The organism is Stenotrophomonas sp. YJH_SMC_4 (assembly GCF_059371575.1).
On record NZ_JCAFUR010000001.1, the window covers coordinates 427,126 to 451,302 of the forward strand.

The 24,177-nt window shown below is 66.7% G+C and carries 20 protein-coding genes; 17 read left to right on the forward strand and 3 right to left on the reverse strand.

The window, feature by feature from the left end:
• Nucleotides 1-225: 225 nt before the first annotated feature.
• Nucleotides 226-2,190, reverse strand: a complete 1,965-nt coding sequence (locus AC5P9F_RS02045) for an OPT family oligopeptide transporter (RefSeq protein ID WP_005408528.1) — start codon at nt 2,188-2,190, stop codon at nt 226-228.
• 277 nt (nt 2,191-2,467) lie between these two features.
• Between AC5P9F_RS02045 and AC5P9F_RS02050 the strand changes: the two genes are divergently transcribed.
• The 3 genes from AC5P9F_RS02050 to AC5P9F_RS02060 all read left to right on the forward strand — a co-directional run bounded on the left by AC5P9F_RS02050 (nt 2,468) and on the right by AC5P9F_RS02060 (nt 6,084).
• Entirely contained in the window at nt 2,468-3,010 is a 543-nt protein-coding gene (locus tag AC5P9F_RS02050; protein ID WP_229298713.1) for a hypothetical protein, read from the forward strand.
• A gap of 91 nt (nt 3,011-3,101) precedes the next feature.
• Nucleotides 3,102-4,250: an acetyltransferase domain-containing protein gene (locus AC5P9F_RS02055; protein ID WP_099524481.1), complete on the forward strand. Its 1,149-nt coding sequence runs from the start codon at nt 3,102-3,104 to the stop codon at nt 4,248-4,250.
• Between the two features lie 79 nt (nt 4,251-4,329).
• The gene (locus AC5P9F_RS02060; RefSeq protein WP_099524483.1) at nt 4,330-6,084 is read left to right on the forward strand and encodes a peptide MFS transporter; all 1,755 of its coding nucleotides are present in this window, start codon (nt 4,330-4,332) and stop codon (nt 6,082-6,084) included.
• Between the two features lie 55 nt (nt 6,085-6,139).
• On the opposite strand, the gene AC5P9F_RS02065 is transcribed toward AC5P9F_RS02060, so the two are convergent.
• A complete protein-coding gene (locus AC5P9F_RS02065; RefSeq protein WP_099524485.1) occupies nt 6,140-8,107 on the reverse strand; it encodes an alpha/beta hydrolase family protein in 1,968 nt (655 codons plus the stop codon).
• Between the two features lie 167 nt (nt 8,108-8,274).
• Entirely contained in the window at nt 8,275-8,910 is a 636-nt protein-coding gene (locus tag AC5P9F_RS02070; RefSeq protein ID WP_005408523.1) for a LysE/ArgO family amino acid transporter, read from the reverse strand.
• Nucleotides 8,911-9,048: 138 nt separating this feature from the next.
• Between AC5P9F_RS02070 and AC5P9F_RS02075 the strand changes: the two genes are divergently transcribed.
• The 14 genes from AC5P9F_RS02075 to AC5P9F_RS02140 all read left to right on the forward strand — a co-directional run bounded on the left by AC5P9F_RS02075 (nt 9,049) and on the right by AC5P9F_RS02140 (nt 24,146).
• Nucleotides 9,049-9,954: a LysR family transcriptional regulator ArgP gene (locus tag AC5P9F_RS02075; RefSeq protein ID WP_005408522.1), complete on the forward strand. Its 906-nt coding sequence runs from the start codon at nt 9,049-9,051 to the stop codon at nt 9,952-9,954.
• A 158-nt stretch (nt 9,955-10,112) separates the two neighbouring features.
• On the forward strand, nt 10,113-10,547 hold the full coding sequence (locus AC5P9F_RS02080) for a tetratricopeptide repeat protein (protein WP_012479434.1): 435 nt from the start codon (nt 10,113-10,115) through the stop codon (nt 10,545-10,547).
• Between the two features lie 200 nt (nt 10,548-10,747).
• Nucleotides 10,748-11,191 (forward strand): GNAT family N-acetyltransferase, encoded by a 444-nt coding sequence (locus AC5P9F_RS02085; RefSeq protein ID WP_495231882.1) that lies wholly within the window; start codon nt 10,748-10,750, stop codon nt 11,189-11,191.
• A gap of 229 nt (nt 11,192-11,420) precedes the next feature.
• Nucleotides 11,421-13,109, forward strand: a complete 1,689-nt coding sequence (gene mqo, locus AC5P9F_RS02090) for a malate dehydrogenase (quinone) (protein ID WP_087802937.1) — start codon at nt 11,421-11,423, stop codon at nt 13,107-13,109.
• Between the two features lie 353 nt (nt 13,110-13,462).
• A complete protein-coding gene (locus AC5P9F_RS02095; protein ID WP_060380586.1) occupies nt 13,463-15,670 on the forward strand; it encodes a TonB-dependent siderophore receptor in 2,208 nt (735 codons plus the stop codon).
• A 190-nt stretch (nt 15,671-15,860) separates the two neighbouring features.
• Nucleotides 15,861-17,504, forward strand: a complete 1,644-nt coding sequence (gene mdcA / locus AC5P9F_RS02100; protein ID WP_049397622.1) for a malonate decarboxylase subunit alpha — start codon at nt 15,861-15,863, stop codon at nt 17,502-17,504.
• A 10-nt stretch (nt 17,505-17,514) separates the two neighbouring features.
• A complete protein-coding gene (gene mdcC / locus AC5P9F_RS02105) occupies nt 17,515-17,835 on the forward strand; it encodes a malonate decarboxylase acyl carrier protein (RefSeq protein WP_060380584.1) in 321 nt (106 codons plus the stop codon).
• Nucleotides 17,832-18,740, forward strand: coding sequence for a biotin-independent malonate decarboxylase subunit beta (locus tag AC5P9F_RS02110; RefSeq protein WP_049397624.1), 909 nt, complete (start codon nt 17,832-17,834; stop codon nt 18,738-18,740). The genes mdcC and AC5P9F_RS02110 overlap by 4 nt, the downstream gene beginning before the upstream one ends.
• A gap of 2 nt (nt 18,741-18,742) precedes the next feature.
• The gene (mdcE, locus tag AC5P9F_RS02115; RefSeq protein WP_012479428.1) at nt 18,743-19,447 is read left to right on the forward strand and encodes a biotin-independent malonate decarboxylase subunit gamma; all 705 of its coding nucleotides are present in this window, start codon (nt 18,743-18,745) and stop codon (nt 19,445-19,447) included.
• Nucleotides 19,440-20,081, forward strand: coding sequence for a malonate decarboxylase holo-[acyl-carrier-protein] synthase (gene mdcG / locus AC5P9F_RS02120; protein ID WP_060380857.1), 642 nt, complete (start codon nt 19,440-19,442; stop codon nt 20,079-20,081). The genes mdcE and mdcG overlap by 8 nt, the downstream gene beginning before the upstream one ends.
• Before the next feature lie 35 nt (nt 20,082-20,116).
• The gene (gene mdcB, locus AC5P9F_RS02125; protein WP_100437998.1) at nt 20,117-20,932 is read left to right on the forward strand and encodes a triphosphoribosyl-dephospho-CoA synthase MdcB; all 816 of its coding nucleotides are present in this window, start codon (nt 20,117-20,119) and stop codon (nt 20,930-20,932) included.
• On the forward strand, nt 20,929-21,849 hold the full coding sequence (gene mdcH, locus AC5P9F_RS02130) for a malonate decarboxylase subunit epsilon (RefSeq protein WP_100437997.1): 921 nt from the start codon (nt 20,929-20,931) through the stop codon (nt 21,847-21,849). The genes mdcB and mdcH overlap by 4 nt, the downstream gene beginning before the upstream one ends.
• Nucleotides 21,850-21,953: 104 nt before the next feature.
• Nucleotides 21,954-23,321, forward strand: a complete 1,368-nt coding sequence (locus AC5P9F_RS02135; RefSeq protein WP_005408510.1) for an SLC13 family permease — start codon at nt 21,954-21,956, stop codon at nt 23,319-23,321.
• A 105-nt stretch (nt 23,322-23,426) separates the two neighbouring features.
• A complete protein-coding gene (locus tag AC5P9F_RS02140; protein WP_024957000.1) occupies nt 23,427-24,146 on the forward strand; it encodes a GntR family transcriptional regulator in 720 nt (239 codons plus the stop codon).
• Nucleotides 24,147-24,177: the final 31 nt, after the last annotated feature.

Consider the following 24,177-nt stretch of genomic DNA (forward strand, 5'->3'; position numbering starts at 1 on the left):
CCGCAGGACGGCAAAAAACCGATGGTAGGCCCGTGCGGCCGGGGCTGCCAAGGCCATCGGTCATGGCTGCCTGCGGGGTTGGCCCCGTCGCCAGAAACAGCAAACCGCGCCGTAGCGCGGTCTGCGGTAGTGCCGGCCGCTGGCCGGCAACCAGGGGTATCACGGGATTCCGGGATTGCCGGCCAGCGGCCGGCACTACCCGTTGAACCCAGGGGCAGAGCCCCCTTACGCCTTGGCGTACTTGCCGGTGCGGTAGATCAGCCAGCCGACCAGGAACAGCACGGCCAGGCCGATCCACTGCGCGCCCGGCAGGTGGAACGGCACGGCCAGCACGTCGGCGCGGCTGCTGACCACGATCGGAATCGCGATGGCGATGCCCATCAGCGCTTCGCCGGTGATCAGGCCCGCGGCGAACAGCACGCCCGGCTTGTGCACGCGGTCGCGGCCTTCTTCGTCATCGGCGCGCACCTTGTGGAAGCGCTCGACCAGGTGGGCGATCAGGCCGCCGAGGAAGATCGGCACCATCAGCTCCAGCGGCAGGTAGATGCCGATGGCGGCGGCCAGCACCGGCACGCGGAAGCGGGCGTTGCGCGCCTTCAGCCAGCTGTCGAAGGCGATGATGGCGGCACCGACCACGGCACCGATGCCGATGAAGGTCCACGGCAGTTCACCACCGAACAGGCCCTTGGCCACCGAGGCCATCAGGTTGGCCTGCGGTGCGGCCAGCGCGTTCGGGTGCAGCTCGGACTTCACGCCGATGCCGTAGGCGGTGGCCAGCAGGTTCAGCACCGGCGCCATGATCAGCGCACACGAGAAGGCACCGATGCCCAGCATCAGCTGCTGCTTCCACGGGGTGGCGCCGACGATGTAGCCGGCCTTGAGGTCCTGCAGGTTGTCACCACCGACCGCAGCGGCGCAGCACACCACCGCACCGATCATGATGGCGGCCACGGCGCCCAGCGGCGCGCCGCCGGCACCGACCGGCTTCAGGCCGTCGGCGCCCAGCAGCACGACCAGCACGGCCGAGGCGAACAGGATGGTGGAGATGGTGATGCCCGAGACCGGGTTGTTGGACGAACCGATCAGGCCGGCCAGGTAGGCCGAGACCGACACGAACAGGAAGCCGGCGACGATCATGATGAGGGTCATCGGGATCGACACGTGCCACTGGCCGACGATGGCCTGGTACAGGGCCAGCAGCGGCAGCACGAAGACCACCAGGGCCACCAGCATCCACTTCATCGGCAGGTCGCGCTCGGTGTGCGCCAGCACCGGGCCACCGCTCTTGCGGGCGGCGGCAAAGCCGCTCTTGACGCCGTTGAGCAGCGACTTGCGCAGCGAGATCAGCGTCCAGATGCCACCGATCAGCATCGCGCCGACACCCAGGTAGCGCATCTTCGCGCCCCAGATGGCGAACGCCGCCTCGGTGGACGAAGCCGCGGCAACCGACGCGGCCAGTGCCGGATCGGTGTTCATGAAGAACGCCTGGTAGATCGGAATGGCGATGTGCCAGGTCAGGATCGAACCGGACACCACCACGATGCCGACGTTGAGGCCGACGATGTAGCCCACGCCCAGCAGTGCCGGCGACAGGTTGGTACCGATGAAGGCGGTGACCTTGGAGCTGCCGACGTAGGCCGAGGTGGCCCAGGCATCCGGGATCAGGCGCATGCCGCTTTCCGCGGCCAGCTTGACGAAGGCACCGATCACCGCCGACAGGCCGAGGATCTTCAGGCCCGGGCCCGGATTCTCACCGGCCTTGAGCACTTCGGCCGCAGCCTTGCCTTCCGGGAACGGAAGCGGGTCTTCGACGATCATCGAACGACGCAGCGGCACCGAGAACAACACGCCCAGCAGGCCGCCGAGGCCGGCGATGCCGAGCACCCACCAGTACTTGAAGTCCGGCCAGTAGCCCATGATCACCAGCGCCGGGATGGTGAAGATCACACCGGCGGCGATCGACGAACCGGCCGAAGCGCCGGTCTGCACGATGTTGTTTTCAAGGATGGAGCCACCGCCCAGCAGGCGCAGCACGCCCATGGAAATCACCGCGGCGGGAATGGCGGTGGCGATGGTCAGGCCTGCGAACAGACCGAGGTAGGCGTTTGCGGCCGACAGCACCACCGCCAGCACGATGGCCAGGGCCACTGCGCGGAAGGTGAGCTGCTTGGGCGCAGCGTCGTGGTTCATGGAAGCCCCTGCTGGCAAAAAATCCCTTGCACGCTAGCGTTCAGGAGGCAGCAAGTCCAGTGCGGTTCGGGAGGGTTGCGGCCAGGTCGGCAGTGAGATAGTCGCTTCTGGCCAAACTCGGCCAACGCATCAAGCGCAGGGGGCACATCCCGGACGGCTGCCGGGCCTCGCGGTCTCTTTGTCCTGCAGGGGCCCGGCCAACCAGTACTGCAGCATCCCAGCCATCATCGTTTGAAGTGCCTCAACGCCCCGTGCATCGTGTTCATGATCTGAACCGATGACGCTGAGCCGCCCGATGAACAACCCACTGCGGATCCGCCCGATCAAATCACCGGTCGTGGCTGTCGTGGCCCTGATCTGCCTGATGCCGCTTTGCGATTACGCATCTGCCTGGAGCCGCATTGGCGCAGTCGAGATCACCGACCACGCCGGTAAACCTTGTTTCGGACTACCCAGGAAAGAGCGCAAGCGTATCGGTAAAACTCCGGAGGTGTTTGGTGTGGAGGTGCATGACGCAATTACTCCACCGCTGCGGCGGCAATGGTCGTTCTACTTTGCCCATCCCGCATCGATCCCACTTCCACCCGGAGCCTGCGTGGTCTACGGAGAAGTGCCAGCCAACGCCATTTCAAGGCAGACGGCGATGCCGCTGCAGCCCGGACGCCTGTACGACGTTTCGCTGTCGGCCACCAGGACCGGCGCCACGCAACACCACAGCGCCCGATTCTGCTTGAAGGCCAACCCCGACGGGAGCCTGCGAGCGATCCAGGTCCACTACGACGAGGCGCTGGGCTGGAGCCCCTCGGTTTGCCTGCCCTGAGCCGACGCGCGCGCTCGTCGGAACCGCCCAGCACACGCTGGAAAGACGTATTTGTAATGTTATATCCTGTCACGCCGACCGAACCTCGTACGTGGCTCCTTCCCCCACTACCCGCCTGGCCTCCATCGACCAGCTGCGCGGCACCGTGATGCTGTTGATGTTGCTCGACCACGTGCGCGAGACCTTCTTCCTGCAGCACCAGGTGAGCGACCCGATGGACGCGGCGACGGTCTCCCCCGCGCTGTTCGCCTGCCGTCTGCTGGCCCACCTGTGCGCACCCGTGTTCGTCCTGTTGACCGGCCTGTCGGCCTGGCTGTACGGCCAGCGCCAGGCGGATCCGCGCCGGGCCACGGCCGCGTTCCTGCTCAAGCGCGGGCTGTTCCTGGTCGTGCTGGAACTGACCCTGGTGAATTTCGCCTGGACCTTCCAGCTGCCGCCGGAAACCCTGTACCTGCAGGTGATCTGGGCCATCGGGCTGAGCATGATCGCGCTGGCCGGGCTGCTTTGGCTGCCACGCCCGGCCCTGCTGGTGCTGGCAATCGCGGTGGTCGCCGGGCACAACCTGTTCGACGGATTACGGGTGCAAGGCAATGGCCTGCTGGCGGTGCTGTGGAAAGTGCTGCACCAGCGCGACTGGATCGAGGCCGGCGCGCTGCGCCTGCGCACCTCCTATCCGGTGCTGCCGTGGATCGGGGTGATCGCCCTGGGTTATCTGATGGGGCCCTGGTTCGCCCGCGAGCGCGCGCCGGCGCAGCGTCAGCACTGGCTGCTGTGGGCAGGCGTCGGCGCGCTGGCCCTGTTCGCCTTACTGCGGTTCGCCAACGAGTACGGGGATGCCCCTTGGCAATACCAGACCACAGCACTGCGCACCTGGCTGAGCATCCTCAACATCACCAAGTACCCGCCGTCTCTGCAGTTCCTGCTGTTGACCCTGGGCGTGGGGCTGTTGCTGCTGCGCCTGTACGAATGGCCGCCACTGGCGCGTGCGCTGCGCCCGCTGGCCGATATCGGCGCCGCGCCGATGTTCTTCTACCTGCTGCACCTGTATGTGCTGAAGGCGCTGTACCTGGGCGCGCTGGCGGCCTGGGGGCCGACCCATGGCGAGTTGTATGCCCTGGATTCGGTCAGCGGCCTGCTGCTGGTGGCCTGTGCGCTGGCGGTGGTGCTGTACTCGCCGACCTGGGCATTCGCACGGTTCAAGGCGCGAAGGCGTGACCTGGCGTGGTTGCGGTACCTGTGATCGCCCAGGCCAGTCCGGCAATCCACGCATGGCGTGGATCTACTGAAAGCGGATCGGGCCACAGGCCTATAATTCCGCGATGAATTCCACCGCTATCGCTTCCGACGACTTCCTGGGCCACCCCAAGGGCGTCTACGTCTGCTTCTTCACCGAAATGTGGGAGCGCTTCTCCTTCTACGGCATGAAGGCGCTGTTGCTGCTGTACCTGACCAAGTACCACCTGTTCGGCGACAAGGCCGGCCTGGACCTGCTCGGCGCCTACGGTGGCCTGGTGTACTGCATCCCTGTATTCGGCGGCATGCTGGCCGACCGCTGGCTGGGCATGCGCCGGGCCGTGCTGTTCGGCGGCATCCTGCTGGTACTCGGCCACCTCGGTATGGCCTTCGAAGGCCACGCTGCGTACCGGGTGAACGGCGAAGTGGTGCGCGACACCTCGGCACTGGCGGTGACCTACCTGTCGCTGGCGCTGATCATCATGGGCGTCGGCTTCCTCAAGCCGAACATCTCCACCATTGTCGGCAAGCTGTACGCCAAGGACGATCCGCGCCGCGATTCGGGTTTCTCGCTGTTCTACGCCGGCATCAACCTGGGCGCGCTGTTCTCATCGCTGGTGTGCGGCTTCCTCGGCGAGGCCTACGGCTGGAAGTACGGTTTCGGTGCGGCCGGCATCGGCATGCTGGCCGGCCTGGCCATGTTCCTGTGGGGCCAGAAGTACCTGCAGGGCCACGCCGAGCCGCCGCAACCGGCGGCGTTGAAGCACAAGGTGCTGGGCCTGCCGCGCGAATGGCTCATCTATCTGTGCGCGGTGCTCGGTGTGTTGCCGGTGGCGTGGCTGATGTGGGCGGCCGGCAACGGCGCGTTCGCGCTGGGCGGTGAAATCAGCCTGGCACTGATGTTGATGGTGGTGGTGCTGGGCGGCGTGCTGGTCTGGTTCGCCTGGTTCACCGGCAGCAAGTGCACGCCGGTACAGCGCCAGCAGATGATCGCGCTGATGGTGCTGATCTTCATGGCGCTGGTGTTCTTCACCATGTACGAGCAGTCCTACGGCTCGTGGGTGACCTTCACCGACCGGCTGCTGACCAAGGACATCGTGCCCTCGCTGGTGATCACCGGCGGTACGCCGCTGCCGTGGTCGATCCTCTCACTGCTGCTGGCACCGCTGGGCTTCGTGGTCAGCGCGCGGTTGTCCGAGCGTCGTCCGGGTTCGGCTGCGCCGCGCACGTTCTTCGCCGCCATCGTCGTGCTGATGCTGGTGCTGCTGGTGCGCGACTGCCTGGTGATTCCGCAAACCGCCGGCTCGCTCACCTATCTCGGCGGCCTGTTCCTGGTGCTGCTGGCACCGGCCTTCGCCGCGCTGTGGACGTGGATGGACCGCCGCGGCTGGGAACCGGGCAAGCCGGTCAAATCAGCCTGGGGCCTGGTGATCGGCGCACTGTCGTTCGTGCCGCTGGCACTGGCCGCGCAGCAGGTTGGCGCCACCGGCGAGATGGCCAGCGTGTGGTGGCTGGTGCTGGCCTACTTCCTGCTGGCCAGTGGCGAGATGTGCCTGTCGCCGGTCGGCCTGTCGGCGGTGACCCAGTTGGCCGTGCCGCGGGTGATGAGCCTGATGATGGGCACCTGGTTCCTGGCCACCGCCTTCTCGGAGACGCTGGCCGCGCTGTTCGGCAAGCTGGCCGCGATCGAGGTGCCGGAAGGCGAATCGCTGGACATGGTGGCCGCCGCCGGTGCCTATGCGCACCTGTTCTGGCTGCTGATGTGGATCGGCCTGGGCTGTGCGCTGGCCGCTTTCATTGCCGCGCCACTGTTGAAGAAGATGATGCACGGGGTGAAGTAAGCCCACGCACAGGCAGGAACCGGGGCGGCGGTTGGATCATCCGCCGCCCTTTGCGTTACGGCGCCCTGCCCTTGCCGTCCGCAGCCGCAGTCGTGGCGGTCTTGCCACCCAGGCTGCGCGACAGGAAGGCCAGCAGCTTGCCGTAGTACTCGCTGCGATGGGCCTGGGTATAGAAGCCGTGCCCTTCGGTCTTGTAGTACAGGCTTTCCACCGGCGTACCGGCACGCTTGAGCGCCGCTTCCATGCGCTCGGTGTGCTGGACCGGGGCGCGCTTGTCCTGGCCACCGGCCGCCAGGAACACCGGCACCTTGATCCGCTCGGCCAGGTTGACCGGCGAGACCGCGCCCAGCGTGGCCGGATCACCCAGCCACTCGCGCAGGTAGCTCATTCCGGAATCGCGGTCCTGGATATCGCCGCCAGTAAACATCAGCGGCAGGTCGTAGACGCCCACATAGCCGGCCGCGCACTGGTACAGCCCCGGTTCGCGCGCGGCGCCCATCATCGCCGAGTAGGCACCGTAGCTGGCACCGTAGATGCAGATGCGCCGGGCATCGGCGATGCCTTCGCTGATCGCCCAGCGCGTGGCGTCGGTCACGTCGTCCTGCATCGCGCGCCCCCACTGTTTCAGTGCTGCCCGGCTGTGGGCACGGCCGTAGTTGCCCGAGCCGCGGAAATTGATCTGCAGCACGGCGTAGCCGGCAGCGGCCAGCAACTGGTTCTCGTGATCGAAACTGCCGTTGTCGAATATCCCGATCGGCCCACCATGCGGCACCACCACCATCGGCAGGTCACGGCCAGTGCTGCCATGCGGGACTGTCAGGAATCCATGGAGCTCCAGCCCGTCACGCGCCTTCAGCAGGACCGGCCGCACCGACGCAGTGCTCTCCGGGTCAATCCATTCGCTGCGCGCCATCAGGAAGCGTGCCTGGTTGCGGTCGCGGTCGTAGAGGTAGAACTCGCCCGGATTGGAACCGGACCCGGTTTCCACCAGCAGCCGGCGACCGTCGCGGGTACTGGAGGTGATGAATACTGCACGCCCGGGGAAGGCCGCCTCCAGGCTGCGGTACAACCGTGCCTCGTCCGAGCTTTCGTCGAAGAACCGGGTATGCGGCGTGTTTCCCAGGAACAGCGCACCGACCGGCACGGTGCTGCCCGGGCTGCGGATCAGTCGTGCCGGATCGACAACCTCATCGCGCAGCACGACCTTGCGCTCCTGCGTGGCCGGGTTCCAGCTGACGATGGCATCGGGGCCGCTGGGCTGCTCGCTGAGCAGGTAGGCCAGCTGGCCGTCGGCGGAAAAGCCCAGCGCCGCCTCGCTGCGACCACTCCGCTTCTCATCGTTGACCAGCGCCCAGTCGCCACCGTTGCGGTGGTAGAGCCGATGGACGTTGTCAGTACCGGCGCCCTGTACGAAACGTACGTCGCCGCGGGCATCCACCACATAGGAGGCACCCGGCATCGGCGCGCGGGCCAGCAGCCGCTGCTTGCCGCTTGCCAGTTCCAGCTGGGCCGCATAACCGTTGGCATCCAGCCGCGATCCGCCTACTGCGATGACCACATGGGCATCATCGCCAGGCAGGGCGTCACTGAGGAACGCCGCGGCCGACGTCCGGTACTTGGGCCGCACGCGCAGGCCAAGGTCGCGGTAGCCCACCAGTAGTTCCGGTCGTCCGGTGCGTGCATCCAGTGTCAGCAGCTCGCCGGTGGCCCACGGCGCGTCGCGGGTACCGAACTTCTGCGCCAGACCGAACATCACCTGATCGTTGTTGACCCAGTGCAGGCCGAAGACATGCGAATTGAGTGGTGGGCGCAGGTTGCCCACCGGCGTGTTGTCGTCCGTACGAAGGATGATCACAGCGGTGAAGCCGTCCGCAGGCACGGTCGCGGCCAGATAATCGCCCCCGGGAGACAGCATGACATCGCCGAACTTGTCCGCTCGCACATAGGCGCCCAGATCGATCGCAGCAGCGGTTCCACACCACAATCCCGCCACGATGATGGCGGCCAGCCAGCGCTTGTGCATCCTTCTCTCCCCCTGCCTGGACCCCTTGTCCCGGCTGGCCGATTCTAGGCAGGCCAGTGCCCGGCCCGCCAGTGGCGTACAAAAAACGACGGCACCGTTGCCGGTGCCGTCGTTACCACTACCTTGGAGAGAGAGTCAGGACGTGGGTTCGGGGGGCGTGCGCCGGGTCAGTGGACCCCGCGCACCGCCAATGTGAGGGCCAGGATGCTGAGGATCACCGCGATGGTGCCGTCGAGCACGCGCCAGGTGCTGGGCTTGGTGAACAGCGGCGCCAGCAGGCGCGCGCCCAGGCCCTGCGCGGTCAGCCACAGGCAACTGGCGGTGACCACACCGGCAGCGAAGGCCATGCGGGCGTTGCCGAAGTTCTCGGCGATCGAACCGATCACCATCATGTCCAGCCAGAAGTGCGGGTTGATCAGCGAGAAACCGACTGCGGCCATCAGCACCGCGCGGCGGCTGCCGTCGTCGCTGTCAGCCTCGCCCATGCCGCCGCCACCGGCGATCGCGCGGCGCGCCGACTTCATCGCGTACCAGGCCAGGAACGCCACGCCGGTCCACAGCACGGCGGTGGTCAGCCACGGCAGCGCCGAAGTGAGCGTGCGCAGGCCGGCCACGCTGGCAAAGATGAAGATCGCATCGATGGCCGCACAGGTGGCGACCACCGGCACGATGTGCTTGCGCAGGATGCCCTGGCGCAGGATGAAGGCGCTCTGGGCGCCGACCACGGCGAACAGGCCGATGCCGGTAGCTGCACCAGAGAACCAGGCACCGAGGCCGGTGCTGGCGGAGATGACCGAGAACATGGGATTCACTGCCTTTACTTGCTTGGGGGGACGGTGCCTCGCGAAGGCGGACAGCACCGGAACGAGCGCCATTGTCGCGCCGCAACATGAAAAAGACGAGCTAAACTTCCTAAACCAACATTAGCGGAACTTAATTCGATGCGTATCGACCATGCCCAGCTGCGTGCCCTGGCCGCAGTGATCCGCGAAGGCAGCTTCGACCGCGCCGCGCAGTCGCTGAATGTCACCCCGTCCGCCATCTCGCAGCGGGTCAAGGCGCTGGAGGACCGGATCGGCCGGCTGCTGGTCAAGCGCGGCACCCCGGCCACCGCCACCGCCGAGGGGCAGTTGCTGGTGCAGCTGGCCGAGCAGACCGCCCTGCTCGAGCACGATGCGCTGCACCGGATGGGCCTGGCCGATGAGGACCTGCCACAGGCCAGCATCCCGGTGGCGGTGAACCACGACAGCCTGGAAACCTGGTTCCCGCAGGCGGCCTACCAGTTCGCGCAGACCACCGGCACTACGCTGGACCTGCGCGTGGAGGACCAGGACCACACCGTGGAGCTGCTGCGCCAGGGCACGGTGCTGGGCGCGGTGACCACCCTGGACGAGCCGGTGCAGGGCTGCCAGATCCATGCGCTGGGCAGCATCCGCTACGCCGCCACCTGTACCCCCGAGTTCCGCGAGCGTCATTTCGCCAAGGGCGTGACCGCGCAGGCGCTGGCGCAGGCCCCGGTGCTGGTGTTCAACCGCAAGGACGACATGCAGTCGCGCTTCGCCCGGCGCATGGCCGGCGACGACCTGCCCAGCACCGCGCCGACCTGGTGGATTCCGTCCACGCGCGCCTTCGTGCAGGCCAACCTTGGCGGCATGGGCTGGACGATGAATCCGTTGCCGCTGGTCAAGCGGCACCTGGACGCGGGCCGCCTGGTCTACGTGCGCCAGCGCGCGTGGGAAGACGTGCCGCTGTACTGGCAGCATTGGAAGGGCGACGTGCAGACCATGGCCTTGCTGACCCGCGCGGTGCTGGAGGCCTCCTCGGCACTGATCCGGCGCAAGCGCTGAGCTGGCCTCCCAGGGGATGTAGATCTTGGTCGGCACCCGCTTTCGGCTCACGCGGCCAAAATTCGAGGCAATTGCGACACCGAATAGCTCAATTGCCAGCCGACAGATGTACTTGTTTTACGTAGGCTGGAAAGCTTGCCAATTGTGAGTCAAACCGAATGGAACTTCCTGACGAAATCTATGAGCGGGTCACTGACCTCTCAGAGCAGGGAAACGTCCTCATGGATGCCGATGACCATGCTGGCGCGACTCGGTGTTGGCTGCAGGCTTTAGAAGCGTTGCCAGCTCCTGCCAAGGATTGGGAGGCCTACACGTGGCTCTGTGCTTCACTTGGAGACGCGAGCTTTCTTTCTGGTGACGTAGTGACCGCCCTGAAGTACTTCATGGATGCATTGAATGGTCCGGACGGGCATACCAATCCCTTCATCCTGTATCGCGTTGGCCAATGCAACGAACTTCTGGGGCAGCGGGATCGGGCCCTTGAGTACCTGCTCAGGGCGTATGCATTGGATGGCGAGGACATATTCGACGCTGACGATGAAGGTGGAAGGTACCTTGCCTTGCTGCGACAGGAGGGCCTCACTGCGACCTGATACCACCAGGGCAGCCAAGCGTTCGGAATGCATCGCTTGGTAGTCAGGAGTTGTCGAGCCCGGGCCATGGAGAAGTCGGGTCGAAAGCGACTTAATCCCCTCCGTCCCTTTTTTACTCCATCCAATCTCCACGCAACCTCCACACCGGGTCCATGCGTGATGCGGATACTGGTCGGCCGATCACCGCAAGGATGCCCTGCATGCCTGTATTCGTCCGCGATGCGCGCCCCGAAGATGCCGCCGCCTGCATCGACCTGCGCGGGCGCACCCGCGAAAACGCCTTCAGCGCCGCGCAGTTGGCAGAGCTGGGCACCGAGGACAGCTGGGCGGCCGGCATCGCCCAGGGCGATTCGATCGGCCGCGTCGCCTGGGAGGGCGAGCGCATGGCCGGCTACTGCTTCGCCGACCGCGACAGCGGCGAGGTGCTGGTGCTGGCCCTGCTGCCCGAGTATGAAGGCCGCGGCCTCGGTCGCCAGCTACTGCAGGACGTGGTCAGCCTGACCCGCGATGCCGGCCACCAACGCCTGTTCCTGGCCTGTTCGGCCGACCCACGCTCGCGCTCGCATGGCTTCTACCGGCGCCTGGGCTGGCGCCCGACCGGCGAGATTGATGAGGCCGGCGACGAGATTCTTGAGCTGGTCTGAGTGAAGCTGTCGCCAGGGATGGCCTGACGCTGGCAAGGCTTCGTTCGCCGGGCATCACCCGGCGCTAGCGGGTGAGGATGGCGCGAAACGCCGGATGCTGCGTTGCATCAAAAACAGACCGGATCCGGTTAGAATCGCATATGGATGCTGCAAGGCGTTGTTTCTTCACGCCCTTTCCCTGCCCCACGCGCATCCTGACCCCTTCCCCTCCGCCAACGATCCCGCCCCCATGAAGAAATTTGGCAAGGCTCTTCTCGCCCTGCTCGTGCTGCTGTTGCTGGCCGCCGCGCTGTTCCTGTACTGGCCGCTGACCCAGCGCTCGGTGCCCGCCGCCAGCAACGACAAGCCCGTCGACGTTGTGCTGGTCGGCGCCGGCATCATGAGCATCACCCTGGCCACCTACCTGCAGGAACTGCAGCCGGACTGGAACATCCAGGTCTACGAACGCCTCGACGGCGTCGCCGGTGAAAGCTCCGACGGCTGGAACAACGCCGGCACCGGCCACTCGGCCTTCGCCGAACTGAACTACACCCCGGAACTGCCCGACGGCAGCATCGAAACCAAGCGCGCAGTCGGCATCGCCGAATCGTTCGAGGTCTCGCGCCAGTTCTGGTCGCACCAGGTGAAGGAAGGCCGGCTGAGCCAGCCCAGCGACTTCATCAACCCGACCCCGCACATGAGCTTCGTCTGGGGCGATGACAACATCGCCTACCTGCACAAGCGCCAGCAGGCCCTGGTGAAGAATCCGCTGTTCTACGGCATGCAGTACTCGGAGGATCCGGCTCAGATCAAGCAGTGGGCCCCGCTGCTGATGGAAGGCCGTGACCCGAAGCAGAAGGTTGCCGCGACCTGGATGCCGCTGGGCACCGACGTCAACTTCGGCGTGATCACCCGCCAGCTGACCGCCGGCCTGCAGCGCAGCCCGAACTTCAGCCTGCACCTCAACCACGAAGTGAGCGCGCTGCGGCAGAACGCCGACAAGAGCTGGAACGTGACGGTGAAGGACCTCAAGGCCGGCACCGAGTCCACCACCCACGCCCGCTTCGTGTTCATCGGTGCCGGTGGCGCTGCACTGAAGCTGCTGCAGATGTCCGGCATTCCGGAATCGAAGGACTACGCCGGCTTCCCGGTCGGTGGCCAGTTCCTCGCCTTCCAGGGCCAGGACGTGACCTCGCGCCACGGCGTGAAGGCCTACGGCATGGCCGAGACCGGCTCGCCGCCGATGTCGGTGCCGCACCTGGATGCGCGCAAGCTGGACGGCAAGCCGGTGGTCCTGTTCGGGCCGTTCGCGCTGTACAGCACCAAGTTCCTCAAGCACGGTTCGTGGTGGGACCTGTACTCGTCGGTGAACCACAACAACGTCGGCCCGATGCTGGAAGTGGGCAAGGACAACCTGGACCTGGTGCAGTACCTGATGGGCCAGGCGCGCCTGAACGATGCCGACCGCCAGGCCGAGCTGGTCAAGTACTTCCCCACTGCCAAGCCGGGTGACTGGAAGCTGGTCACCGCCGGCCAGCGCGTGCAGATCATCAAGCGTGATCCGCTGAAGGGCCCGGTGCTGCAGTTCGGTACCGAGATCGTGACCGACAAGGACCACACCATCGCCGCCCTGCTCGGCGCTTCGCCGGGTGCGTCGACCTCGCCGCCGATCATGCTGGACCTGATGGCCAAGGCCTTCCCGGACCAGATGAAGGCCGGCTGGGAAGCCCGCCTGCGCGAGATCGTGCCGTCGTACGGGCGCAAGCTCAACGACAGCGCCGCGCTGGTCAACGAGATCCGTACGCTGACCAGCCAGACCCTGCATCTGCCGTATCTGGAGGTGCCGGTGGATGCGAACGCGGCATCGCCTGCTGCGGCTGCAGTGCCGGCAGCGGCCAAGGAAAAGCGCAACGCCAACGAGGAACTGCAGGCGCTGTAAGCCCGCAGTTTGCTTTCGATGCAGACGGACGGCCACCTTCGGGTGGCCGTCTGTTTTTGTGCGAGGTGGGTCGGATCCCTCCCGCACGGAAGGGCTCTGACCTGCGCTTGGGATCCGATGATGGGGTCAGAGCCCATTGCCTGCGGCAACAGGATCCGACCCCGGCCCGCCACTGCTCTGCGCCGGAGAGCCCCTGCAAATGACGCGAATTGTAATGTTGTTAAGAATTATTTACATTTGCGTCCTGTGCAGTGATCGCACCTCCCCAGATGGACCTGACCGTGCCCGAAGCCGCCGCCCGGGTGCTGGACGACTGTTGCCGCCCTTCCCCGCTTCCGAGCCTCGAGCCCACCATGTCCCTGATCCTCCGTAACCGCCTGCCCCGCCGCGCGTTGCTGCCGGCTGCCCTGCTTTCGTCGCTGACCCTGCTGGCCGCGCCCAGCGCGTTCGCCGCCGCCGATGGCACTGCCGATGCCAAGACCCTGGACCGGGTCAGCGTCCGCGCCGAACAGTCCGCACCACCGTCGAGCACCACGCGCCTGCCGATCACCCTGCAGGAGACCCCGCAGTCCGCCACCGCCATCAGCCTGCAGCGCCTGCAGGACGAATCACTGTTCAGCATCAACGATGTGATGCGCAACGTAACCGGCGTGAGCGTGTCCTTCTATGACACGCAGCGCCCGCTGTACTACGCGCGCGGCTTCGCCATCACCGACTTCCAGGTCGATGGCATTCCCACCTACAGCGGCTCCACCAACCAGGAGTACGACACCGCCTTCTACGACCGTATCGAAGTGATCCGCGGCGCCAACGGCCTGCTCAGCGGCGCCGGCGTGCCGTCGGCCACGGTCAACCTGCTGCGCAAGCGCCCGGGCAAGGAATTCGATGCGTCGTTCGCGGTCAGCGCCGGCAGCTGGGACTACCGTCGCATGGAGGCCGACGTGACCGCGCCGCTGACCGCCGACGGCCGCTTCCGCAGCCGCGTGGTCGCCGCCTACACCGAACGTGGCCTGTATTACGACCGCTACGACGAGAACAAGATGGCCGGCATGGCGGTGCTGGAAGGCGACGTCACCGACAGCACCACGATCACCCTCGGTTACCAGAGCCAGGACAACAACCCCACCGGCTCGACCTGGGGCACCGTGCCGTTCTTCGACAACCAGGGCCATTTCGCGCACCTGCCGCGCTCGACCAACCTGTCGCCGAAATGGAGCTACTGGAAGCGCGAGAGCAACACCGCCTTCGCCAACCTGGAACAGCGTTTCGGCGACAACTGGCTGTTGAAGATCAACACCGCCTATACCCGTGGCAACGTGCAGAACGTGCGCCTGTACGGCACCGGGGAGCCGGACCCGGTGACCGGCTCGGGCATCTTCCTGCGTGCAGCCGCCGGTGATTCGAAGGACACCCGCCGCAACGTCGACGCCTACCTGACCGGCAGTTTCGATCTGTTCGGCCGCGACCACGACGTGACGCTCGGCGCACAGTGGTCGGACCTGGAAGGCACGACGAATACCCTGGCACTGAACTTCCCGAGCGACTGGGCAACGTGTGTCAGCGCCACGGGTGCACGCGAGCGCTGCTACTACATTCCCAACGTGTACAACTGGAACGGCGACATCTCCGAGGTGACCTACCGCCGCACCGGCGCGCGCCGCGTGGCCAAGACCACGCAGAGTGGCGTCTACCTGGCCACCCGCCTGCGCCTGGCCGATCCGCTGTCGCTGATTGCCGGCGCACGCCTGAGCCGCTGGGAAACCCTCACCCGCTCCTACAACGCCGCTGGCACCTACACCGGCACCAGCGGCGCGTACAAGGTGAGCGATGAAGTCACTCCCTACGTGGGCCTGGTCTACGACATCACTCCGAACGTGTCGGCCTATGCCAGTTACACCGAGATCTTCAACCCGCAGAACTTCAAGGACCGCAACGAGAACCTGCTGGCACCGGTGCAGGGTTCGAACCTGGAAGCGGGCATCAAGACCCAGTGGCTGGACGGCCGCCTGACCGCCAACGCCGCCGTGTTCGAGGCCAAGCAGGACAACTACGCCGTGCGCGACATGGGCGTGCCGGAAGGTTCGCTGAGCGATGGCACCTCCGCCTACATCGGCGTCAACGGCACCAAGGCACGCGGCTGGGAAGTGGACGTCAACGGCGAGATCCTGCCGGGCTGGACGGTCAATGCCGGCTACACCCACGTCAAGGTCACCCGCGCGGCTACCGACCTGCTGTACGCCAACCCGCCGAAGGATCTGTTGCAGCTCAACACGCAGCTGCAGCTGCGCGGTGCGCTGGAACGCCTGAGCGTTGGCGGTGGCGTGCAGTGGCAGAGCAAGGTGCAGGGCTACAACATCGCCTATCCGCTGGGCGGCACGGTGACGGTGAACCAGCCGGCCTACATGCTGGTGCAGTTCAATGCCAACTACCGCATCAGCGACAGCTGGACCGCAACGCTGAGCGTGCGCAACGCACTGGACAAGACCTACTGGGCGAATCTGGACTACAACAACTACGGCGAACCGCGCTTCGTGTCGGCCAGCCTGCGCTGGAAGTTCTGAGCAACCCGCGAACCGGTGGGTGCCTGGTGGGTGCCGACCGTTGGTCGGCACGCCCTCCGCCGCGACCCACGGTCGTGGCCTACCTGAATGGGCCCGCCTCCGCGCGGGCCCTTCCTTTTGCTGCACTGCAGGTTGCGGCGCCCTTCGTAATTATTTCGTAATTACATCGACACCAATCGGAAGCCGGTCGATGAACCCGAGCTGGGATACGTTGGAACGCAGCCGCCAGGCCCGCCTGGAACGTGCCGCGCCGTGGGCCCGGGGACGCGAGGTCGCCGCCGGCGACGTAGGCGAGCTGCTGCACGCACTGCTGGAGCCAGGCGACAAGGTCTGCCTGGAGGGCAACAACCAGAAGCAGGCCGATTTCCTCGCCCAGGCCCTGGCCGATCTTGACCCGGCCCGCGTGCACGACCTGCACATGGTGCAGTCGGTGCTGTCGCTGCCGTCGCACCTGGATGTATTCGAGCGTGGCATCGCTTCGAAACTGGACTTCTCGTTCTCCGGCCCGCAGTCGGTGCGGTTGGCCAACCTGGTGGCTGAAGGGCGCATCCAGATCGGTGCCATCCACACCTACCTGGAACTGTTCGGCCGCTACTTCATCGACCTGACCCCGCGCGTGGCCCTGGTCGCCGCGCAGGCCGCAGATCGGCACGGCAACCTGTACACCGGGCCGAACACCGAAGACACGCCGGTGATCGTCGAAGCCACCGCCTTCGGTGGCGGCATCGTCATCGCCCAGGTCAACGAGATCGTCGACACCCTCCCCCGCGTCGACATTCCCGCTGACTGGGTCAACTTCGTGGTGCAGGCGCCGAAGCCGAACCATATCGAACCGCTGTTCACCCGCGACCCGGCGCAGATCTCCGAGATCCAGGTGTTGATGGCGATGATGGCGATCAAGGGCATCTACGCCGAGTACGGCGTGAACCGCCTCAACCATGGCATCGGCTTCGACACGGCGGCCATCGAACTGCTGCTCCCCACCTACGCCGAATCGCTCGGCCTGAAGGAAAAGATCTGCCAGCACTGGGCGTTGAACCCCCACCCGGCACTGATTCCGGCAATCGAATCGGGCTTCGTCAGATCGGTGCATTCGTTCGGTTCGGAACTGGGCATGGAGAAGTACATCGCCGCGCGAGGCGATGTGTTCTTCACCGGCGCCGATGGCTCGATGCGTTCCAACCGCGCCTTCTCGCAGACCGCCGGCCTGTATGCCTGCGACATGTTCATCGGTTCCACATTGCAGATCGACCTGCAGGGCAACAGCTCCACCGCCACCCGCGACCGCATCGCCGGCTTCGGTGGCGCACCGAACATGGGTTCCGATGCACGTGGCCGGCGCCATGCCAGCGAGGCCTGGATCAAGGCCGGCCAGCAGGCCGCGCGCCCGGGTGAGATGCCGCGTGGGCGCAAGCTGGTGGTGCAGATGGTGGAAACCTTCCGCGAGCACATGGCGCCGGCCTTCGTCGAGCGCCTCGACGCCTGGGACCTGGCCGAACGCGCGAACATGCCGCTGCCGCCGGTGATGATCTACGGCGACGACGTCAGCCATGTGCTGACCGAGGAAGGCATTGCCAACCTGCTGCTGTGCCGCACCCCTGAGGAGCGCGAACAGGCGATCCGTGGCGTGGCCGGCTATACCGCCGTGGGCATGGGGCGCGACCGCGCGATGGTGGAGAACCTGCGCGACCGCGGCGTGATCCGCCGTCCCGATGACCTCGGCATCTCCGTGCGCGATGCCAGCCGTGACCTGCTGGCGGCGCGTTCGGTGAAGGACCTGGTGCGCTGGTCCGGCGGTCTGTACGACCCGCCCAAGCGCTTCCGCAACTGGTAAGGGGCTGAGCATGGAAACCCTCGACTATCGATTCGAAGGGCACACTGCGGTGCAGTTTCCGCGCGGTGCGGTGCTGGTCGGCGTGCTGGCCTCGGGCAACCTGGAAATCCTGCTGGAGCCGGCCGCACTGGACGGCGCGATGACGGTGCGCATCATCACCGCCGCGAAGGGCTTCGGCAGCGTGTGGCAAGCGGTGATCAGCGACTTCGCACAGCGTCATCCGCTGCGCGATGTAAGCATCTCGATCAACGATGCCGGTGCGACCCCGGCGGTAGTCAGCCTGCGCCTGGACCAGGCCGTGGAAACCCTGCGTGCTGGAGATCCACGATGAACCGGACGCAGCGCTACAGCTACTACGAAGCCGATGCGCGCGAGCGTATCGCCAGCCTGGTCGATGCCGGTTCCTTCAGGGAATTCCTCGGCCCGGCGCGGCGGATGATAAGCCCGCACCTGGCACAGCTCGACCAGCCCGCGGCGTTCGACGACGGCATCGTTGTCGGCGAAGCCGCGCTGCGTGGCCGACGCGTGCTGCTGGCCGCGCAGCAGGGTGAATTCATGGGCGGCGGCGTGGGCGAAGTGCACGGTGCCAAACTGACCGGGCTGCTGCGCCGCGCAGCCGAAACACATCCCGAAGGCGTGCTTCTGCTGCTGGACACCGGTGGTGTGCGCCTGCACGAAGCCAATGCAGGGCTCATCGCCATTTCCGAGATCATGCGCGCCACCCTGGACGCGCGTGCAGCGGGTGTGCCGGTGATCGCGCTGATCGGCAGCGGCAACGGCGCCTTCGGCGGCATGGGCATCGTCGCCCGCTGCTGCAGCACGGTCATCATGTCCGAAGAGGGGCGCCTGTCGCTGTCCGGCCCGGAAGTGATCGAAACCGTGCGCGGCGTGGAAGAGTTCGATTCCCGCGATCGCGCGCTGGTCTGGCGCGTAACGGGAGGCAAGCACCGCTACCTGATCGACCAGGCACAGGTGCTGGTGCCCGATGCCATCGAGGCCTTCGCGCAGGCGGCCAGCAACGCGCTGCAGCCCGATACCAGCAGCACCGATCCAGACACTGCACTGGCCGCGCTGCAGGAACGCCATGCGGCGCTGAAGGCGCGCGTGCAGGCCTGGGGCGATTGCCGGGATGGCCTGGAGATCTGGGCCCGTCAGGGCATCACAGCCCCCGAGCGACTACCGCTGCTCGACACCGATGAGTTCCTCATCGCCACCGCCGACCGGAGCCTGCCATGAGCATGCCGCTGCAGACCCTGCTCGATGCCCTGTTCCCGCATGGGCATGCCATTGCGGTGAACGATTCGGTGCTGACCGGCAGCGCTGCCACCGAGGATGGCGAGGTGACCGTGATCGGCACCGCCGACAAACTCGAAGTCGGCGTGGACCACGCACTGGCACTGGCCGAAACCGTGCTTGCCAGCACCGGCGCACATCCACAGCGGCCGATCGTGATGCTGGTGGATACCGCGGGCCAGCGCCTGGCGCGGCGCGACGAACTGTTGGGCATCAATGGTTACTTTGCGCATCTCGCGCAGACGCTCGATCTGGCACGCCGCCGTGGTGCGCGCCTGATCACCCTGGTCTACGGAGAATCCGTCAGTGGCGGCTTCCTCTCATTCGGCCTGATGGCCGACCACATCCACGCCCTGCCCGATGCACAGGTGCGGGTGATGGACCTGCGCGCAATGGCGCGGGTGACCAAGCAACCGCTGGAGAAGCTGCAGGCGCTCAGCCAGAGCTCGCCGGTGTTCGCACCGGGCGTGGAAAACTACGTGGCGATGGGCGCGGTGGATTCGTTGTGGGAGGGCGATCTTTCCCAGCACCTGCTGCAGGCCCTGCGCACGCCCGCCGAAGGCGACCTGCGTGCCGCACGCGGCGCACAGCGTGGCGGCCGCGCCCTGGCGGCAGGGGTTTCGACTGCGGTGGCCCACGGCGATGCCTGAGCGGCCTGCCCGCCACACGCTGGCCTGGCTGTCGGCCGATGCCGACTGGCGGGCTGACGTGACTGCACACGAACCGCGCCTGGCAGCATGGTTCGCACAGGGCCTGCCAGGCATGGTGGCACGCAGTGCGGCGGATGATCCCGACCCGCGGCTGCGCCTGGGGGTGCCGCTGCCGCCAGGCGAAGGCAAGCAACGGCTGGCGCTGCGCGTGGCCCTGCAGGACATCCAGCACCTGCAGCCTCCCCCTGCCCTGGATGAGATTCTCGCCGGCGGCGTTCCGGCTGATTGGCAGGCGGCACTGCAGGCAATGCTGCGGCTTGCACCGGCCCGCGTGTTCGGCGCCTTCGCCTGGCAGCACCTCAGCGGCCTGCCCTATGTGCATGCACGCTCGGACATCGACCTGCTGTGGCAGGTGGGTGACGCACGCCAGGCCGACCTGCTGGTCGAGCGCCTGCAGCACTGGGAAAGCGCCTTCGGGCATCGGGTCGATGGCGAACTGTGCCTGGTGGATGGTGGCGCGGTGAACTGGCGCGAATACGCCGGGCGCAGCCGCGAGGTACTGGTCAAGCGCCTCGATGGTGCCGCACTGGAACTACGTGATGCGTTGTTCGCCTCCACCGGGGTGAGCGCGTGAACGCCCTCGTGCAACCGGCGGCCAGGCCAGCTGCCGTGGACAGCGCGCGTCTGGGGCGCCTCGCCATCGCCAGCCTGCACGCCGAACTGGCCCTTGCACCCAAGCCAGGGTTGGTCACGCCATTCGACAGCGGCAGCCACCACGACATGGACGCAGGCACGTTCCTGCGCAGCCTGTTCACGCTGCGCCACTACTTCGTCGCCGTGGCCGACGCCGGTGCCAGCGCGGCGCCGTTCCAGACGTTGCGCCGGCACGGCATCGCTGCGGAGATATCGATGCTGCACGCCACTGCGGGCATCAACACTCATCGCGGCGCGATCTTCAGCCTTGGCCTGCTGGTGGCGGCTTCCGCTGCCTGTCGGGGCCGCGCGGGCGGTGCCATCGCAGCCGAGCAGGTCTGCCAGGAAGTGCGCCGATGGGCTGCCGAGCTCGCCGGCGCACCACTTGATGCGAACAGCCCTGGCCAGCGCGCGCGCGCACGGCACGGCGTGCAGGGTGTGCGCGAACATGCGGCCGCCGGCTACCCACTGCTGCGCGAGGTGGCACTGCCTACACTGCGCCACGCGCTGGCCAGCGACCTGCCACGCGAGGCCGCGATGTGCCAGACCCTGGTGCAGCTGATCGCGTGCGTGGATGACCTCAACCTGCTGCACCGTGGCGGCGCCAACGGCCTGCGCTGGGCCCAGCAACAGGCGCGAGGCTTCCTCGATGCCGGTGGCGCCTTCGTACCCGGCTGGCAGGCACGCCTGCACAGCATCGGTGATGGATTCGTCGCACGCCGGCTGAGCCCCGGCGGCAGTGCCGACCTGCTGGCCTGTGCCTGGTTCCTGCTGCAGCAGGAGGTCGCATGAGCCTTGCCCTTCTCTGCTCCGGCCAAGGTGCGCAGCATGCGGCGATGTTCGACCGCGTACGCGATCTGCCCGCCGTGCGCGACGTACTGGAGACCGCCAGCGCAGTGCTTGGACGCGACGTGTTCGCGGCAGCTGCTGACGAATCGCGCTTCGACAATGCTCTGGCGCAGCCCTTGCTGTGTGCAGCCAGCCTCACGCACTGGCAGGGACTTCGCGAAGCGGTGCCTGCACCGGTGCTGGTGGCCGGCTACAGCATTGGCGAGCTCGCCGCGCACGCCATCGCCGGCAGCTTCGATGCCACCACCTGCCTGGCGCTGGCTGCGCAACGTGCGCAGTTGATGGACGGCGCCAGCCCCGCCGATGCAGGCCTGCAGGCGGTGCTCGGGCTGGAACGCCATGTACTGCAGCCGCTGTGCGATCTGCACGGCGCGCACGTGGCCATCGCCAACGGGCAGGACCATTTCATCGTGGGCGGCACGCACGCCTCGTTGCAGCGGCTGGCCGATGCAGCGCGGGCGCAGGGCGCGGACATCCGTCTGCTGCCGGTGCGCGTGCCCGCACACACACCATTGCTGGCGACGGCGGTCGCACCGTTCGCTGCCGCACTCGATGCATCGCCACTGCAGGCCCCACGCCTGCCGCTGCTGGCCGGCATCGATGCGCGACCGGTGCGGGACCGCGCAACGGCAGTCCACACGCTGTCGTTGCAACTGGCGCAGACCATCGAATGGGCGCAGGTGATGCGCCAGGCCTTCGAGCGCGGCGCGCGCGTGTTCCTGCAGCTGGGCCCGGGCAACGCGCTGGCGCGCATGGTCGCGCCGGCCTATCCGTGCTGCGAGGTGCGCGCGGTGGAAGAGTTCCAGAGCCTTGAAGGCGCGGCGGCCTGGGTCCGCAGCGCGCTGGAGCGGCTGCAGTAACGGGTTCGAGCAGTACGTATCACGCAACACGCCGTACGTCGCCTTACCCCGGGATGGCGGGTCTCCATCCGTGCTGTACGTGAGTCACGTGTCTGGGAGGGCGCATGAGTCCACAAATCGCAACGATCATCGGTCTGGTGATCATGTTCATTGTTGCCACGGCGATGCCGATCAACATGGGCGCCGTCGCCTTCGCGCTGGCCTTCATCATCGGCGGGCTGTGGGTCGACATGGGCGGCAAGGAGGTCCTGGCCGGCTTTCCCGGCGATCTGTTCCTGACCCTGGTCGGCATCACCTACCTGTTCGCCATCGCGCAGAAGAACGGCACCATCGACCTGCTGGTGCACTGGGCAGTAAAAGCCGTGCGCGGCCATATCGTGGCCATTCCGTGGGTGATGTTCGTGATCACCGCGGTCCTCACCGCGTTCGGTGCGCTGGGCCCGGCGGCGGTCGCGATCATCGGTCCGGTCGCGCTGCGCTTTGCCAAGCAGTACAACATCAATCCACTGATGATGGGCCTGCTGGTCATCCATGGCGCGCAGGCCGGTGGCTTCTCGCCGATCAGCGTGTACGGCAGCATCACCAACGGCGTGGTGCAGAAAGCCGGGCTGGAAGTGACCGAGATGGCGGTATTCCTGACCAGCCTGGGCTTCAACTTCATGATGGCGACGATCTGCTTCTTCGCGTTCGGCGGCATCGCCCTGCTGCGGCGTGGCTCGATCACCGCGGCCGGAACGCTCGGCAATGCCGAGCTGGCGATGGCCGGTGGCCCACAGGCCTCGTCGCGCCAATTCGCCATCGAAGGCCATGGCGCGCTGGTCGCAGCCGGCGGCGGCACGCTCAGCAATGATCCGGCAGCACTGGATGCGGTGAGCCTGACCCGCGAGCGGCTGTTCACCCTGATCGGCCTGCTCGGCCTGGGCGTGGCCGCGCTGATCTACAACCTCAACGTCGGCCTGGTCTCGATCACCGTGGCTGTCGCGCTGGCACTGCTGTCGCCACAAAGCCAGAAGGGCGCGGTGGATGGCATCAGCTGGTCCACCGTGCTGCTGATCTGCGGTGTGGTGACCTACATCGGCGTGCTGGAACATGCCGGCGCGGTGGACTTCATCGGCAATGGCGTGTCCGACATCGGCATTCCGCTGCTCGGCGCGCTGCTGGTCTGCTACGTCGGCGGCATTGTCTCCGCATTCGCCTCGTCGGCTGCGGTGCTGGGCGCCACGATTCCGCTGGCGGTGCCGTTCCTGATGCAGGGTCACCTCAGCGCCGCCGGCGTGATCTGCGCGCTGGCGGTGTCGTCCACCATCGTCGATGTCAGCCCGTTCTCCACCAATGGCGCACTGGTGGTGGCTTCGGCAGCCAAGGAGGAACGCGAGACCCTGTTCCGCCGCTTCCTGGTCTACAGCGGACTGGTGGTGGCCCTGGGGCCGCTGCTGGCCTGGCTGGTATTCGTGGTACCGGGCTGGATGTAACCACCCAACGGTAGTGCCGGCCGCTGCCCGGCAATCCCATGAAGCCATCCAGCGATCATGGGTTGCCGGCCAGCGGCCGGCACTACCTGGCGGTACACTTCCTCCATGGCCATTGCCCCTGCCCCGCGGTCACCGAAGAAGCGCGCACCTCTGTACGAAGAGGTGGCCGAACACGTGCGCGAACGCATCTACGATTACCGCCTGCCGCCGGGTGAGTGGATCGACGAGCCCGCACTGTGCGAAGAACTGGGGATCAGCCGTACGCCGCTGCGCGAGGCGCTGAAGCTGCTGGCTGCCGAAGGCCTGGTGCAGATCGATGCCGGTCGTGGCTGCCGGGTCACCCGGTTGACGCTGGAAGACCTCAACCAGCTGTTCCCGGTGATGGCGATGCTGGAAGGTCGCTGCGCGCACGAGGCGGTCAGGCACATCGACGATGCCGGCGTGCAGCAGCTGGAAGACCTGCATGCGGCGATGGAAACCGCGGCGGCCGAGGGCAACATCGCCGAGTACTACCGCAACAACTACCTGATCCACGAAACCGTGCAGCACTACGCCGGCAACCCGTGGCTGATCCGCATCACCCACGATCTGCATCGCATCCTGAAGATGCATCGCGGCCGCCAGCTGCTGACACCGGGGCGCACCGCGCAGTCGCTGGCCGAACATCGCGAGCTGATGGAGTGCTTCCGACGCCGCGACGCGCAGGCTGCCGAACGCACCATGGAGCGCCATCTGCTCAGCCAGGGCCAGGCTCTGGCCGCCTATGTGGCAGCAGGCGGGCTGTTGAACGTGCCGGCGCCCTTGCCGACCGAAGGCGGCGGTTGAGCGGATGAGGTTGCCGGCCAGCGGCCGGCAC